The sequence below is a fragment of the Ahrensia marina genome, assembly GCF_042140245.1.
Lineage (GTDB): Bacteria > Pseudomonadota > Alphaproteobacteria > Rhizobiales > MH13 > MH13.
The window spans coordinates 200,015-215,294 of sequence record NZ_CP159483.1; the positions used below are offsets into that span (position 1 = coordinate 200,015).

General features: G+C 57.7%; 11 protein-coding genes and 1 tRNA gene. 7 read left to right on the forward strand and 5 right to left on the reverse strand.

Annotation, left to right across the window (positions count from 1 at the left end; translation table 11 throughout):
* Positions 1-166: 166 nt before the first annotated feature.
* Entirely contained in the window at positions 167-1,456 is a 1,290-nt protein-coding gene (locus ABWH92_RS00975; protein WP_375571317.1) for a glutamine synthetase family protein, read from the reverse strand.
* Between the two features lie 206 nt (positions 1,457-1,662).
* Here ABWH92_RS00975 and ABWH92_RS00980 point away from each other — a divergent pair, with 206 nt between their 5' ends.
* From ABWH92_RS00980 to ABWH92_RS00995, 4 genes are all read left to right on the forward strand, one after another.
* Positions 1,663-3,093 (forward strand): glutamine synthetase family protein, encoded by a 1,431-nt coding sequence (locus ABWH92_RS00980; protein WP_375571319.1) that lies wholly within the window; start codon positions 1,663-1,665, stop codon positions 3,091-3,093.
* On the forward strand, positions 3,093-4,481 hold the full coding sequence (locus ABWH92_RS00985) for an aspartate aminotransferase family protein (RefSeq protein ID WP_375571321.1): 1,389 nt from the start codon (positions 3,093-3,095) through the stop codon (positions 4,479-4,481). Before ABWH92_RS00980 ends, ABWH92_RS00985 begins: the two co-directional genes overlap by 1 nt.
* Positions 4,482-4,485: 4 nt before the next feature.
* Positions 4,486-5,772: an NAD(P)/FAD-dependent oxidoreductase gene (locus ABWH92_RS00990; RefSeq protein ID WP_375571323.1), complete on the forward strand. Its 1,287-nt coding sequence runs from the start codon at positions 4,486-4,488 to the stop codon at positions 5,770-5,772.
* 290 nt (positions 5,773-6,062) lie between these two features.
* Positions 6,063-8,240 carry a putative bifunctional diguanylate cyclase/phosphodiesterase gene (locus tag ABWH92_RS00995; protein ID WP_375571324.1) on the forward strand — a complete coding sequence of 726 codons (2,178 nt, stop codon included), beginning with the start codon at positions 6,063-6,065 and terminating at the stop codon, positions 8,238-8,240.
* 125 nt (positions 8,241-8,365) lie between these two features.
* Here the strand turns inward: ABWH92_RS00995 and ABWH92_RS01000 are convergent.
* From ABWH92_RS01000 to ABWH92_RS01015, 4 genes are all read right to left on the reverse strand, one after another.
* A tRNA-Arg gene (locus ABWH92_RS01000) sits at positions 8,366-8,442 on the reverse strand.
* Between the two features lie 98 nt (positions 8,443-8,540).
* Entirely contained in the window at positions 8,541-10,040 is a 1,500-nt protein-coding gene (locus ABWH92_RS01005) for a sensor histidine kinase (protein WP_375571326.1), read from the reverse strand.
* A 17-nt stretch (positions 10,041-10,057) separates the two neighbouring features.
* Complete coding sequence (locus tag ABWH92_RS01010; protein WP_375571328.1) at positions 10,058-11,563, reverse strand: dihydrolipoyl dehydrogenase family protein; 1,506 nt, start codon at positions 11,561-11,563, stop codon at positions 10,058-10,060.
* Positions 11,564-11,629: 66 nt separating this feature from the next.
* A complete protein-coding gene (locus ABWH92_RS01015) occupies positions 11,630-12,454 on the reverse strand; it encodes a TVP38/TMEM64 family protein (RefSeq protein ID WP_375571330.1) in 825 nt (274 codons plus the stop codon).
* A gap of 402 nt (positions 12,455-12,856) precedes the next feature.
* Here ABWH92_RS01015 and rpmH point away from each other — a divergent pair, with 402 nt between their 5' ends.
* From rpmH to yidC, 3 genes are read left to right on the forward strand one after another with little or no spacing between them, the layout of a single operon-like run.
* On the forward strand, positions 12,857-12,991 hold the full coding sequence (gene rpmH / locus ABWH92_RS01020; RefSeq protein ID WP_375571331.1) for a 50S ribosomal protein L34: 135 nt from the start codon (positions 12,857-12,859) through the stop codon (positions 12,989-12,991).
* A 26-nt stretch (positions 12,992-13,017) separates the two neighbouring features.
* A complete protein-coding gene (gene rnpA / locus ABWH92_RS01025) occupies positions 13,018-13,416 on the forward strand; it encodes a ribonuclease P protein component (protein ID WP_375571333.1) in 399 nt (132 codons plus the stop codon).
* Positions 13,417-13,451: 35 nt separating this feature from the next.
* The gene (gene yidC / locus ABWH92_RS01030; RefSeq protein ID WP_375571335.1) at positions 13,452-15,278 is read left to right on the forward strand and encodes a membrane protein insertase YidC; all 1,827 of its coding nucleotides are present in this window, start codon (positions 13,452-13,454) and stop codon (positions 15,276-15,278) included.
* The last annotated feature ends 2 nt before the right edge of the window (positions 15,279-15,280 follow it).

A 15,280-nucleotide genomic window follows, 5' to 3' on the forward strand; every position in this document is an offset into this window, starting at 1 on the left:
CCTGATTTGAAGCGTCACTGCAGCCACGGTTTTCTTCGTGATTTCTTGGTGGCCTTGAGGCAAAGCTATTGTGGTTTTTGCGAACCGACAAGCGGAAAACGGGGCGCAACGGCGCGTCGCTGAACAATCAGGCGACATGCTCAAAGACCAGGCAGCGCAAACGCCCTCAAAGAAAGATTTGGTGTTCCAAGTTTGTGATGTGCCCAGCAAACGTGGCGTACTCGGCCCGCTTCACCGCCGTGTAGATGCGGCAGAACTCGGAGCCCAAGGCATCGCGCACAAAAGCGCTGGCATCAAACCTCTCAAGAGCATCATCCATAAAAGACGAGAGGTGGGTCAGCGATGCATCGGTGTAGGCATTGCCTTCCACCGCTGCGGGTGGATTGATGCCCTCATCCATGCCTTTCACCATGCCCGCCAGCACCAGAGCGGTGACGATGTAAGGGTTGGCATCAGCTCCAGCCAAGCGATGCTCCAGACGGCGCGCGGCAGGGTCGGCTTCAGGCAGGCGAATGGCGACAGAACGGTTGTTCTCTCCCCAGCTCAAGCTGGCTGGAGCATAGGAACCAAGCTGCATGCGGCGAAACCCATTGTAGGTGTGCGCAAAGCCAAGCTGCGCTTCTTCCATGGTTGAAAGCAGACCCTGGACTGCATGGCGGAGCTTAGATGGTCCTGAATTTTGATCAGCGAAGATCGAACCTTGCGTGTCAGCAAGGCTCACATGGACATGCAAGCCGTTGCCAGGATGATCGGCAAACGGCTTGGCCATGAAGGTGACATCAGTGCCTTGCTTGTGCGCGATCTGTATGATGAGCCGCTTCAACATCACCGCGTCATCGGCAGCACCAAGCGGGTCACGGTGCTTGAGGTTCACCTCGTATTGGCCGGGCGCCGCCTCGGACACAAACGCATCGACGGGCAAGTTCTGCTCAGCGCAGGCTTGCTGGATCGCATCCATGAGCGGTCGCTGCCGATCAAGGTCACGCAGGGCGTACATGTCCTGATGATCAGGCCCTGGCGTCAGCGAGCCGGCAGGACGCGGGCGACCGGAGTCAGCGCTGCGTTCATAGACGTAGAACTCCAGCTCAACGGCAACATTGGCCGTGAGGCCGCGTGCTTTGAGCTTCTCAACCTGCGCAGCGAGCACATGCCGCGGATCGCCCATAAAGGGTGCTCCGTCCGCATGGTGCATGGTCAGCATGGCCTGTTGCGTTGGTTGATCTGCCCAGGGCACGTTCACCGTGCGACCCTTGACGGGCAGGCACAGCGCGTCCTTGTCACCGGAATCGATGTGCAGGCCTGTCTCGTGAACCTCACGGCCCCAAACATCACAGCCAAGCAATGAGAAGGGGAACGCCACGCCCTTGTCGAGCTTTGACAAGGCAGAACCAGGCAACCACTTGCCGCGCAACACGGCGTTAGGGTCGCACAAAAAAACTTCGATGGATTGGGTCATGGGTTGGACAACAGGACTACGCAACGGAGATTGGTGGGCAGTTGTGCGGGTTTTGGGCGATGCTGTCGAGGGTGTGCCTGGCGCATAGCTCCGTCGCAGGCGACGACCGCTTTGACCTTGGCTCCGTCGCAGGCGACGACCGCGCGAACTGCTTGAGGCTTCGAACGAACAGGTCTATCCCTTTGATAGCAAAGACTGGATCCTCCATGCACGAACCTCAGCATCAACACACCACCCCTCTTCCGCTTCCTGAGGATGCCCCCATTCGGGCTGAACGAGGTGTGCGTGATGCCGCCGAAGCTTTGGCTTGGCTCCAGGAACGTGGTATTGAGGACATTGAATGCATCGTGCCCGATCAGTCAGGCGTTGCACGCGGCAAGATGATGCCGGTTGCGAAGTTTTTCTCCTCTGCTGCGATGACGATGCCGTCAGCCCTGTTCCGTCAGACCATCGCTGGTGACTACCCTGAAGAGAACCAGTATTTCCGCTATGACCCGCGTGATGGCGACTTGGTGTTTCAGCCGGACTATTCCACGCTTAGTGTCGTGCCCTGGGAGAGCGACCCCACTGCGCAGTTGATCCACGACACCTATGAGCGCAGCGGCGAACCCTTTTCCAGCGCGCCGCGCCAGGTGCTCAAGCGCATCGTGCAGCTTTACGCCGACAAGGGCTGGTCGCCCATCGTTGCTCCCGAGGTGGAGTTCTATCTGGTTAAACCCAACACTGATCCGGATTACCCCCTGGAACCGCCAATCGGTCGGTCCGGTCGGCCAGAGACCGGTCGTCAAAGCTATTCGATCTCAGCGCTCAACGAGTTCGATGATTTCATCGATGACATCTACGAGTTCTCCGAGAAGCAGGATCTAGAGATCGACACGCTGATCCACGAAGAGGGCAAAGCGCAGATGGAGATCAATCTGCGCCATGGCGATCCTGTAACGCTCGCTGATCAGGTGTTTCTCTTCAAGCGGACGATCCGCGAGGCCGCACTGCGCCATGATATGTACGCCACCTTTATGGCCAAGCCGATGTCGAGCGAGCCGGGTTCGGCCATGCACATTCACCAATCTGTGGTCGACAAAGAAACCGGCCGCAATGTCTTTTCTAATACTGAAGGCAAGACCACGGACCTCTTTGGCGGCTTTATTGCCGGCCAACAGGCCTATCTTCCGCACGTAATGGCGATCTTGGCGCCCTACGTGAACAGCTACCGGCGCTTAGCCCGCGGTGCTCTGGGCTCACCACCCATCAATCTGCATTGGGGTCATGACAACCGCACGGTTGGCCTGCGTGTACCCAGCTCATCGCCAGCAGCGCGCCGTCTTGAGAACCGTGCGCCTGGGTCTGACTGCAACCCCTATCTGGCCATCGCTGCCTCCTTGGCCTGTGGGTATCTTGGCATGGTGAAAGGTCTTGCGCCCGATGATCCCATTGAAGAGGAAGGCCATGATCTGCCCTACGGACTGCCACGGTCGCTGAATGAGGCTTTGGAGCGTCTGACAGAGGAAGAAGAACTTGTGGACCTGATCGGGCGCACCTTCATCTACACCTACAAGGCGATCAAAGAGGGCGAATATGAAACCTTTATGCGCGTGATTTCCCCTTGGGAGCGCGAGCATCTTTTGCTGAGTGTGTGATGAGCGAACTATCCAACACCTACCCAACGGACGCGCTACAAGCGCTCGACGCCAGTCACCATCTGCACCCGTTCACCGATCACGGCTCACTGCGCCAGGAAGGTTCTCGCGTCATCGTCAAAGGTGATGGCGTCTGGCTAACGGATAGTGATGGCAAGCGTATTATGGATGGCATGGCGGGCCTCTGGAATGTGCAAATCGGCCATGGTCGCACAGAGATCGCTGATGCTGTGGCAGCGCAGATGCGCGAACTTTCCTACTACAACACCTTCTTCAAGACGACCCATCCGCCAGTGATCGCCCTGTCAGAGATGATCGCAAAACTCGCGCCAGACCCCTACAATCAGATGTTCTACGTCTCATCGGGGTCGGAGGCGAACGACACGGTTCTAAGGCTGGTACGCTATTTCTGGGATATCAAAGGTAAGCCCAACAAAAAGACCATTATCACCCGCTGGAACGCCTACCATGGCTCAACGGTGGCAGGGACAAGTCTGGGCGGCATGAAGGCCATGCACGCCCAAGGCGACCTGCCGATCCCAGGCATCCACCATATCGACCAACCTTATTGGTTTGATGAGGGCGGCGACATGTCGCCGGATGAGTTTGGCATCGCCGCAGCGCGCAAGCTCGAAGAGGCGATTGATCGGATTGGCGAGGATAAGATCGCTGCCTTTATGGCTGAGCCCATCCAAGGCGCTGGTGGCGTCATCATCCCGCCCGAGACCTATTGGCCAGAGGTGAAACGCATCCTCGCCGACCGCGACATTCTGCTGATTGCCGATGAAGTGATCTCGGGCTTTGGGCGCCTCGGCGAATGGTTTGGTTCCACCGTCTACAACATCGAACCCGATCTTATTGCGGTCGCCAAAGGCATGACCTCGGGTTACCTGCCGATGGGCGGTGTGTTGGTGCATGATCGCGTTGCCGACGTGCTGGAGCACACAGGCAGTGAGTTCTTTCACGGCTACACCTATTCCGGTCACCCGGCCTGCGCGGCGGCTGCGATCGCCAATTTGCAGATCATGCAGGACGAAGGCGTGGTGGAGCATGTGCGCGATGTCGCAGCGCCCGGATTTGCAAAGATGTTCGCCTCATTGGCCGATCATCCCTTGGTGGGTGAGGCACGTACGAAAGGCCTGCTTGGAGCTATCGAGTTGGTGCCCAACAAGGACTCTCGGGATCGGTTTGCCAACTATGGTGATGTCGGGACGATCTGCCGCGATATCAGCTTCCAGCACGGACTTGTGATGCGAGCAGTGCGCGACAGCATGATCCTTTCACCACCCTTGGTGATCACGCCCGATGAACTGGAGTGGATGGGGGCCACCGTGGGCAAAGTTCTGGATGAAACAGGCGCAGAGCTAAAGCGCCGAAACCTCTGGTGAGCGTGTGGGTGCGCATGCTCCAAGCTGGTACGCTGCAAGCCTTCCAGGCGCGCTGAATCGCGTTCGAGAGCCGCTCAGCGGTGATACAGCTTGCGATGTCTGCATTGTTGGCGCCGGATTTGCTGGCGTGTCAGCTGCCTATCATCTATCGAAGGCTGGACAGAGAGTCATCCTGCTGGATGCCGAACGCGTGGGCTGGGGCGCATCGGGCCGCAATGGGGGGCAGCTTCACCCCGGCTTCCGCCAGGATCTTCAATGGTTTGCCGAAACCATTGGCGAGACCTTCGCCGTCCAAATCCGCGATGCGGGTGAAGCGGCGCTCAACCACATAGATGCATTGATCGACGAGAGCAGCATTCCTTGTGATCGAACCCACGGGCTCATAACCGCGTGCCGGAAGACGAAGGATCTCGATGAAGAGGTCGCCTACAACACCTATGCCCATGAACGGTTCGGCGTGGAACCTGCGCAGGTTTTGGATGCTGCCGAAACGCAGACAGCTTTGGGGACGGGTGGGCATGTTGGCGCCATCCGCGACAGTCAGGGTGGGCATATTCACCCACTGGCCTTCGTCACCGCGCTCGCTGAGGCGGCGGAGAAGGGCGGCGCGACGATCCATGACGGCACACAGGTGACTGGGCTCGATGCAAGTGATCTGCGCGTCGAGGTTCAAACCAACCGAGGCACTGTACGGGCACAGCATGTGGTGCTGACCGGCAATGGCTATATGCGCGGCTTGCACAAAGACAGCGATGCGCGCGTTCTGCCAATCACCAACTTCATCGTGGCGACCAAACCCATTGGTGCTTGGGCAGATGGCGGTATTCTACCCCATGGTGATGCCGCCTCGGATACACGGTTTGTTGTGCGCTACTGGCGACCCACCCCAGATGGGCGACTTCTGTTCGGCGGTGGAGAAAAGTTCTCCAAAGCCTTCCCAAACGACATTGAGGCCTTCGTTCGCCCGCATCTGGCAGAGGTGTATCCCGATCTGGCCGATGTGGAGATCGACCACGCCTGGGGCGGCACATTGGCGATCACGCAAAACCGCTTACCGCTCATTCGCCGTTTGGCGCCGCGGGTGACGGTTGCAGCGGGTTTTTCCGGTCAAGGGGTCATCAACGCGCCGTTTGCCGGCAAGATCGTTGCGGACGCGCTCTCCCACGATCCTGCTTTGCTTGATCTGATGGAACGTTTGCCCTGTCCGACGTTTCCTGGAGGCACAACTTTGCGAGGCCCCATCCTCTTCTTGGCGATGAGTTACTTCGCACTGATGGATCGTATCGGCTAATCCCTTTCAGCAGACCAACAACAGTATCTTGTGGATGTACAGGGGCAAACGTTTGTTGCTTAGAATTGATGACATCTCGTCAACACTTCTTCAACAAAACGAACGCCAATAAACCAGTTGTTAAAGGCAGTGGACTTAACGTCAACTAAGACACGGCGCCGTGAAAAAGGCGCGAGTGAACCCTGCCAATGTATAGAATGAGATGTTGGAGTTGATCGCCAATTATGGTGAGCCATCACGCTAGGGCATCACGTGAGACTGACGATAGCAACGGAGCACTGCATCCGCTTGTGAAGCAACAGCTGCGCGATGCGACAGGACCGCAAGGTGCGGTTGATGTGGCACGCCTGCTCTCGGCCGTCAGTGATTGCTATGAGGCCAGCACATCGCTTGCGATGGATGTTCTTCGGCATCCTTCAACCGACGCGCCAACCGGTCAGCCAGCCAGCCTTTCCATCGACCTCTTGGACGGTTTGAGCGATGGCGTCGTGCTTTTGGATGCTGACGGCCTTGTGCGCGCTATCAACTCCACAGCCGGTGGGATGCTTGGACTGGATGTTGATCGACCACGCCATAGCCTGATTGGCAAACCGTTGCAGGCCTGCCTTGGCCAGATGGAGCCTGGCAACGACTCCATCAGTGAGAGTGCACTTAAGGACTTCATCGCCAATCCGTCCATAGAACAGCAAGACGTCCATTTTTCAGCCCATATGCCAGGTCGCGGTGGGGTTCTGCTTGATGTGCGTTGCCTCGACGATGGTGGCTGGATGCTAATCCTTTGCGAGGCGAGCGACCTCTGCGAACAAGGCCGCCTTTTGCGGATCGCTGAAGAGGAATATCGAAGCCTCTTCAACAACGCGGTTATTGGCATCTATCGCTCCAGCTTTGATGGCAAACAGTTGCGCGCCAACCCTGTGCTGGTTCAGCTTAACGGCTATGACAGCGAGGAGGAGATGCTTCCTGCTGTCAACAACATCGCTGCTGAATGGTATGTCGACCCAACTCGCAGGGAAGACTTTCAGCGCGAACTGGCAGCCCATGGGCGTGTGACTGATTTCGTTTCTGAGATTTATCGCCACAAAACGCGCGAGCGCATTTGGATTTCCGAAAATGCCTGGATCGTCTACGACCCGTCCGGCACCCCACTGTTCTATGAAGGCACCGTGGTGGATGCGACCGACAGGGTTGCCGCCGAAGAAGAGATCAACCACCTCGCCCACCATGACCATCTGACCGGTCTTCCCAATCGTTTCATGCTGTTGAAGCAGCTACGCGAGGCTCTGCTGCGCCCGCACACAGCATCAAGTGTCGCGGTGCACTGCCTGGACCTTGATCACTTTAAGGATGTCAATGACACGCTTGGCCACGAAGCCGGCGACCGACTGTTGATCGAAGTGGGCAAGCGTCTGCGCGCTTCGATCAAAGCGGGTGACATTTTGGCCCGTTTTGGCGGTGATGAGTTCACAATCTTGCAGTATGGGGTGCGGCAAAGCTCCGATATCGTGGCACTGGCAAGCCGCATTGTTGCGACTTTGAACCAGCCATTCTTGATCGGTGAGAACCAGGTGAAGGTGGGCGTGAGCGTCGGCGTTGCCGCCTACAACGGACAAGAGCCAGCGGGCATGCTTCGCGATGCCGATGTGGCGCTCTACGAGGCGAAGAAAAGCGGCCGGCGAACCTACGCCATTTACACCAGCGCCATGGGTGAGGCGCTGCAAGAACGGCGCGCCCTGGAAGACGATCTACGTAGCGCTATCGAAACCGGGGCTTTTGAGCTGCACCTTCAACCGGTGGTGGATGGTGAAACGGGCGAACCGATGGTCTATGAGGCGCTGCTGCGTTGGGATCACCCCACACGCGGCAAGGTTTCACCGGCTCGATTCGTGCCGCTGGCTGAGGAGTCCAGCCTGATGGTTGGGCTTGGGGACTGGGTGCTGCACAAAACCGTGGAAGCGGCCGCCTATCTGCCTCCTGGTATGCGCATCGCCATGAATTTGTCGCCATTGCAATTGCGCGACTGCGGATTTGTCGAGCGCGTCCAAGCAGCGATGGATCGCTTCGATATCAAGCCCGATCAATTGGAACTGGAAATCACCGAAACGGTGATCATGTCGGATGATCAACGCACGCTTGAGGCGCTCAACGCGTTACGCGACATGGGGTTGCGGCTCGCGCTTGATGACTTTGGTACCGGACATGCCAGCCTGAGCTATTTGCAACGTTTCCGGTTTGACAAGATCAAGATCGACCAATCGTTCGTTCAACGCATGGTCGATGATCCGATCAGCGCCGCTGTGGTGCGTGCGGTGACCTCACTTGGTATCGATCTTGGCGCAGCAGTTGTTGCAGAAGGTGTTGAAACCAACGAACAACGCGATGCGCTTAAGCGCGAAGGCTGCAATCTGTTTCAAGGCTATCTGTTCGGTCACCCACAACGCTGGGAAGCGATGCTAGGCGTGCCGCACTGATGCGCTAAGCTGATTGAAAAAGACGGCGCGCATCGATGAGGAGGCTTTGAACGCGGAAGGATCGTTCTCGGCATTTGCTCCGCAAACACCTGAGGCTCGTTCGACCAATTGCAAATGAATGGCTGTGGCGCACCGGGGAAGATTCGAACTCCCGACCCCCAGATTCGTAGTCTGGTGCTCTATCCAGCTGAGCTACCGGTGCATCACTTGAGGATCGCGCCGTATCGCGCTGATCACCTTCAAGGCGCGCACGCTTAGCCCACCGCTCACGCAATTGCAAGGCGCGATTGGCAGCCTTCTTCACGTGCCATCATCAACCCGCGCGTCGGGCAAGGTTATGGTGAAAACGGCACCTGAACTTTCCTCCGTTTCGCTCGGATCAACCAGTGTGATTGTGCCGCCATCTGCCTCAGCCAGCTCCTTGGCGATGGCAAGGCCAAGACCCGTCGAACCGCGGCGACCGGCATCGCCATGAAAGGGCTGGAACAGTTTCTCGCGCACAGCCTCAGGGATCCCTGGTCCTGTGTCAGCAACGGTGATTGTCAATGTCTCGCCCATAAAGGCAGCACTCACCGAAAGCCGAAGCTGAGTTTCTGTTTCTCCCACCGCTTCCAGCGCATGGCGGCCATTGCGCATGAGGTTAAGGAGAATACGGAACAGGTTCTCCTGACCCACACGCGTTGCAAGCGAGGCATCAACGTCGTTCGAGAAAGCCAATGTGCGATGATTGGTAAGACCGGCAAATTCGGCTGCCTCATCAACTAGATTGGCCAACGTGAAGGTCGAGCGCTCCGGAGCCTCCTCGCGCACCTGACCGTAAGCCAGCGTTGCCTCGCAAAAGGAAACGGCCCGGTCGATGGCGCGGACAATTTTTGGTGCCACGCGCTGCACATGCGGGTCAGCGATCATATCAAGGCGCTCAGAGAGCAGATGGGCGCTGGACAAGAGGTTACGTAGGTCATGATTGATCTTCGAAACCGCCAGCCCAACATCGGCAAGCCGACGCCGTTCGGTGAGCATGGTGCGCACGTCCGATTGCATGGCCGCCAAGCGCACTTCAGCGTTGCCCAGCTCGTCACGCCGGTTGGAGGGTGAGATCATGGCATCAGGGTCTTCCGGCGCATCGGCAAAGGTTGCCATCGCCTCATCAAGGCGCCGCAGTGGTTTGACGAAAAGCGCATTGAGGCTGAGATAGACCAGCCCCGCCGTGATCAAGGAGATGACGATGGAGAGCATGATGATGTTGCGCGAGAAATCGAGCATCGCATCGCGCAGATAATACTCTTCGACCACCACCTCGACATAGCGCCCGGTGGCCGGCTCTGGCCCGCCATGAATGCGCAGAACATTATCCCCACCGGCCAGCGTTTCAAACGCTTCCCAGATTGACCGCAAAGGGTTGCTGGTGGTCACATCCACATCGATGGCCATGTTGGCGACCAGGCTGCCGTCGATCCCGGCGCGTTGCGCCAGCACCTGCCGACCGGTGCGAGTGACCAACACCAGTTCGTGGGCTTCCAGCGTTTCCAGCAGCACCTGCTGCATCATTGCATCGCCGGTTTCGGCACCAAATCCATAACCAAACGCCACCGGATCGAGCGCCGCTACAGCCAACTCAGCATCGGCAAGACGATCCTGGAGCCAAGTGTTTCGGAAGTTGGCAATGGAGGGCACAAAAATCAGTACCTCGGCGAGCATGACGAACAGGATCGTCAAAACGAGGAGCTTGGCTGAAAGCCCCGCGCCCTTGCGGGTGCGGGTCTGTTTGATGGGCGTAACGGTGGTGCCTGGGTCGCGCATGATGGGTACTATGCAGCCTATCCGAAGCGCTGCAAGAAGGTGATCACCTTGCGCAGGGTCGGGTTCTCTGTTGCACCCTTGTAGTACTCCACCGCTGCCCGGCGTCCGACCTCTGACAAGGTGGGATAAGCGGCCACCCAGGAGGTGATGTCGGAGATCTTCATGCCTTTGGCAATGGCAAGACCCCAGAGCGCAATGATTTCACCGGCTTTTGGTCCAACGATCACTGCACCGAGAATTTTCCCGCGCTTGGTGGTGAACACTTTGATGAAGCCTTCTGTCGTGCGTTCGGCAATCGCTCGATCATTTTCGTGGAAAGCCCAACGCAGAACACGCAGTCCCGGCATCCCCTTCAGCTCTTCCTCGGTCGCGCCAACGGAAGCCACTTCAGGGTCGGTGTAGGTCGTCTTCGGTAATATGGTGGCGTTCTGTTTGATTGGCAGGCGGAAGAGGATGTTCCGGGCGATAAGCGCGCCGTGATAGCCAGCCACATGGGTGAACTGAAGACCACCAGCCACATCGCCTATAGCGTAGACTTTCTTGTTGGTGGTGCGCATGCCCGCATCCACTTTGATGCCGCGACGGTCATAGTCAATGCCAGCCTTCTCAAGATCGAGGCCTTCAACATTCACCGCACGTCCAGCCGCGACCATGATGTGCGAGCCATTGATGGTTTGCGTTTCTTTGCTGTCACCCTCGCCAACCTCAATGGTGACGGCAACGCCATCGCCGTCCTTGGCAACACCCGTCACCATGGCATGCTCGTGGATAGCAACACCCTCACCTTCCAGTGTGGATTTCACCAGCTCGGCCGCCTCACGATCCTCTCGGCCAAGGACTTTGAAGCCTTCCAGTACGGTCACCTTAGCGCCGAGCCTGTTGTGGGCCTGCGCCAATTCTAGGCCGATGGGGCCCGCGCCAACGATGATGAGATGCTCGGGCAGTTCCTTACGGTCGAAGATCACTTCGTTGGTAAGGTAAGGCACGGTATCAAGACCGGGGATCGGCGGCACAGCAGGCCGTGACCCGGTGGCAATCACCACGCGGCGTGCTTTGACGGTTGTGTTGCCAACTTGAACGGTTTGCGGACCGGTGAAACGGGCTTCACCACCCAGCACCGTGACACCCAGGCCCTCGTAGCGTTCAACGGAGTCCACTGGTGCAATGGTGCCAATCACGTCTTTGATGTGGTCGTGGACGGTGGAGAAATCGACATCGAACGGCGCGCCCTTTTTGCCCTTCGCATGGATGCCGAACTTCGGCCCCTCCATGATGGCATGGGCGTGCTTGGCGGCAGCCAAGATGGCCTTTGAGGGTACACAGCCAACGTTCAGGCAATCGCCACCCATCTTGTGCTTTTCAATCAACACGACCGGCACGCCAAAGCTTGCCATCACAGCAGCGGTTGTCAGCCCACCAGAGCCGCCTCCGATGACAACAACATCGGGGGTCAGCGTTTGCGGAGCATCACCCGGCGGCGCGGGTTCGAGCGAGGGAGCGTTTTGGGGGGCAGAACTGGACATGGTGGTTCCTTCGGGCAGCCTCTTAGGACTACCCCGTTTGGGCGTGAATGGCGATGGAAAGTACGCTTAGGCGGCTTTGTTCACACGGCGTGCGCGAATGGCTTTCATCACTGGTGGAATAAGGGCAACGGCACCAAGTGCAGCAAAGGCAATGATGATCTCCGTTGTGACCAACGAGGCAAGGTCAATGGAGCAGGTGCCAGCGGCAGCGCAACCGGGGTTCGCAGCTTCCTGGGCCATGATCACACTATCAAGGCCGGAGCCGACAAACGCATAGGCAAATGTCCCTGGCGCGATACCAAAGAAGGTTGCCAGGACGTATGAGCGCAGCGGCAAGTTCGCCAGCGCAGGCGCAATGTTGACCAAAGTGAAGGGAAAGATCGGCGTTAAGCGCAGGAAAAGCAGATAGTTGAAACCGTCTTTCTTGAAACCTTCCAGAAGCTTTTTCAGTGTCGGTCCGGCCTTTTCGGCAATCGCCTGACCAAAGGCGGTACGTGCCGCCATGAACAGAGCTGTCGCTCCGACGGTCGCGGCGACCACAACGGTAAGGCCACCGAAGAACCAACCGAAAAGGAAGCCGGCCGCTATGGTCAAAAGGCTGGCTGCTGGAAAGCTCAAAGCAACCGCAAGGGCATAGAGCACGCCGAACCCAACAACTGACAGCAGCAAGTTGTCATTGATGAAACCGGCCAACATCTCGCGCTGCTGGATAAGGCCGGACAGGCTGAGATGGTCGTCCAAACCAAAGGCGAAAGCGGCAGCCATTGCCGCTGCGATGACGACCAGCGGTCCAAAGCGTTTGAGCAAGCTGACAAAAGGCGAAGACGCCTTCGGGGTTTGGGGGGTAGGTTGACCTGTCATTACAGCGTCCTGTGCAGATGGCGGGGCCATGATGATGTTTCCTTTGAACGGCCCTTTTGGGTCAGGGCATGAGGGGATCGCGTTGGTGCGTTGAAGGGGCACATAGCAGCGCAACCTTTCCAAATCATCGGCCTCGCGCATGATCACACGGCCTTGTGAACGCCCGTTATACTGGGCAATTGCGGCGTGATGCGGCGTGAGTTCACCGCGAGCTTGGCGCGAGGTTGCCTGTTGTGCTCATTTCATGGCGGCAACCAACGTCATTATGCGCCCTATCAATTGACTTTTCCTCAAAGCCGCCCGTATAAGCGCGGCTTGTTCTGGTGCTTGCGGCTCTGGCCTTACGAACGCACGCCAGCACTTCAGCAATTTTAGAAGCTTCTTGGCGCATGCTGATGCGGGCGCTGATGCTCAACGTGAAGAGTTCGACCGATGAAACGTACCTATCAACCTTCCAAACTCGTGCGCAAACGCCGTCACGGTTTCCGTGCGCGCTTGGCGACCAAAGGTGGTCGTAAGGTTTTGGCAGCACGCCGTTCTCGCGGCCGTAAGCGCTTGAGCGCTTAAACAATAGTCTGGGTGGGTGGTGACATATGCATGGCATCACCGCGACCAGCTTGGTGTTTCCAGGAACGGCAGGGCGCGATCGGGAAACGACGTTGCTCAAGCTGAACCGGCGCAGTGACTATCTTGCCGCCAAACGCGGAAAACGGGCGCATTGTGCGCCCTTTGTGCTTCAAGCGAGACATCGCGACGATACGCATCCCCCTCGTGTTGGCATCACCGTCACGCGCAAAGTGGGTAATGCTGTGGTGAGAAACCGCATCAAACGACGTCTGAAAAGTGCTATAACTTCGCCAGCGGGTCTAGGTTTTCAGGCCGGATATGATTATGTCCTCATCGCACGGGCGCGCGCAGAGAGCGCGCCGTTTGACGCATTGACGAGCGCCCTTCAAAGCGGGCTGAACAAGGTCCACGCACGCGCAGCCTAAGCGCGGCCAACACAGCAGATAACGCCGGGTAGTCCATGGAAAACCGCAATTACATTCTCGCCATCGCTTTGTCGCTCGGCATCTTGGTGGCGTGGCAGTATCTGTATGTCGGTCCGCAGATGGAAGCGGAACGCGCTGCGCTTGAAGCGCAAACCGGCGTCGATGCAAGCGGATCGCCAGTGATTGTGGATGAGAGCGCCCCAGGTGTTGCCGGCGCGGTGCAAGTGAGTCCCGGCGGTTCACTGGTTCCAACCACGCTTGATCGCGAGTCGATCATTGCTGGAACAGACCGCATTCAGATCGAAACCTCGCACATTACCGGCACCATTGCCCTGCAGGGTGCACGGATCGACGACATTCACCTGGTGGAATATCGCGAAACGCTGGATGAAGACTCCGACACCGTTGTGCTGTTTTCGCCATCAGGGTCGGAAGACCCCTTCTACGCTGAGTTCGGCTGGGCACAGGGTGCTGGTGGCGCCGCCACGCTGCCAGGCGCAGATACGATGTGGCAGGTGGAAGGCAATGACACGCTGACAGCCACGACGCCGGTTACGCTGGTCTATGACAATGGCGAGGGCATCATCTTCCGCCGGGTCATATCGGTGGATGAGGACTATATGTTCACCGTCCGCCAAGAGGTGGAAAACACAACCGAAGCCGGTGTTCTGCTTTATCCCTACGGCCTGGTCGCCCGCCACGGTGAGCCACGCACCAGCCGGATGTTCATTCTGCACGAAGGCCTGATCGGTTTCTTTGGCGAAGACGGTCTGGCCGAGCTCGACTACGATGATGTTCGCGATGATGGCACCACGCAGTATCGCGATGTGTCAGGTGGCTGGCTTGGCATCACCGATAAGTATTGGGCGGCAACGCTTATCCCATCGGGTCTTGAAAGCTATCGCGGTGAGTTCCGCATGGATCAAATCCTGACCGGCGAGAGCTTTATTGCGGCCTATTTGGGCGGCGGTTTTGAGGTTGCTCCAGGCACCAGCATTGGCATTGAGAACCAGCTGTTTGCCGGCGCCAAGGAAGTGGCCATCGTGGATGGCTACGAAGCGGATCTGGGTATTGAGCGCTTTGAGCTGCTGATCGACTGGGGTTGGTTCTACTTCCTCACCAAGCCCATGTTCTTCGCCATCAAATGGCTGTTTGGCATCTTTGGCAATTTTGGCGTTGCAATCCTTCTCATCACCGTTGCCATCAAGCTGGTCTTCCTGCCGCTAGCCAACAAGTCTTACGCATCGATGTCGAAGATGAAGAAGGTCCAGCCGCAGCTTAAAGAGATTCAGGACCGCTATAAGGACGACAAGCCAGAGCTCCAGAAGCACATGATGGAGCTCTATAAGAAAGAGAAGATCAACCCGGTCGCTGGCTGTTGGCCGGTGCTCATCCAGATCCCAGTGTTCTTCGCGCTCTACAAGGTGCTCTTCGTTACCATTGAGATGCGTCACGCGCCGTTCTTCGGGTGGATCCAGGATCTCTCCGCCGCTGACCCGACATCTCTGTTCAACCTGTTTGGGTTGTTGCCTTACGACCCAACGCTGGTGCCGCTGATTGGTCCGCTGCTCGGGCTGGGCGTCTGGCCGATCCTGATGGGCATCACGATGTTCATTCAGATGAAGCTGAACCCAACGCCGACGGACCCGACCCAGGCGATGATTTTCACCTGGATGCCGGTGGTGTTCACGTTCATGCTGGCCACCTTCCCTGCCGGTCTTGTGATCTACTGGACGTGGAACAACTTCCTGTCGGTCATCCAGCAGGCGTTCATCATGAAACGCCATGGGGTGAAGATTGAGCTTTGGGATAATCTGAAAGCCATGTTCGGCAAGAAACCCGCCAAGCAGCCAGCTGAATAGCC

Bases quoted from the DNA above. Each gene is read 5' to 3' on its own strand.
- ABWH92_RS00975 (WP_375571317.1), bottom strand. From the start codon at position 1,456: ATGACCCAATCCATCGAAGTTTTTTTGTGCGACCCTAACGCCGTGTTG.
- ABWH92_RS00980 (WP_375571319.1), top strand. From the start codon at position 1,663: ATGCACGAACCTCAGCATCAACACACCACCCCTCTTCCGCTTCCTGAG.
- ABWH92_RS00985 (WP_375571321.1), top strand. From the start codon at position 3,093: ATGAGCGAACTATCCAACACCTACCCAACGGACGCGCTACAAGCGCTC.
- ABWH92_RS01005 (WP_375571326.1), bottom strand. From the start codon at position 10,040: ATGCGCGACCCAGGCACCACCGTTACGCCCATCAAACAGACCCGCACC.
- ABWH92_RS01010 (WP_375571328.1), bottom strand. From the start codon at position 11,563: ATGTCCAGTTCTGCCCCCCAAAACGCTCCCTCGCTCGAACCCGCGCCG.
- ABWH92_RS01015 (WP_375571330.1), bottom strand. From the start codon at position 12,454: ATGGCCCCGCCATCTGCACAGGACGCTGTAATGACAGGTCAACCTACC.
- rpmH (WP_375571331.1), top strand. From the start codon at position 12,857: ATGAAACGTACCTATCAACCTTCCAAACTCGTGCGCAAACGCCGTCAC.
- rnpA (WP_375571333.1), top strand. From the start codon at position 13,018: ATGCATGGCATCACCGCGACCAGCTTGGTGTTTCCAGGAACGGCAGGG.
- yidC (WP_375571335.1), top strand. From the start codon at position 13,452: ATGGAAAACCGCAATTACATTCTCGCCATCGCTTTGTCGCTCGGCATC.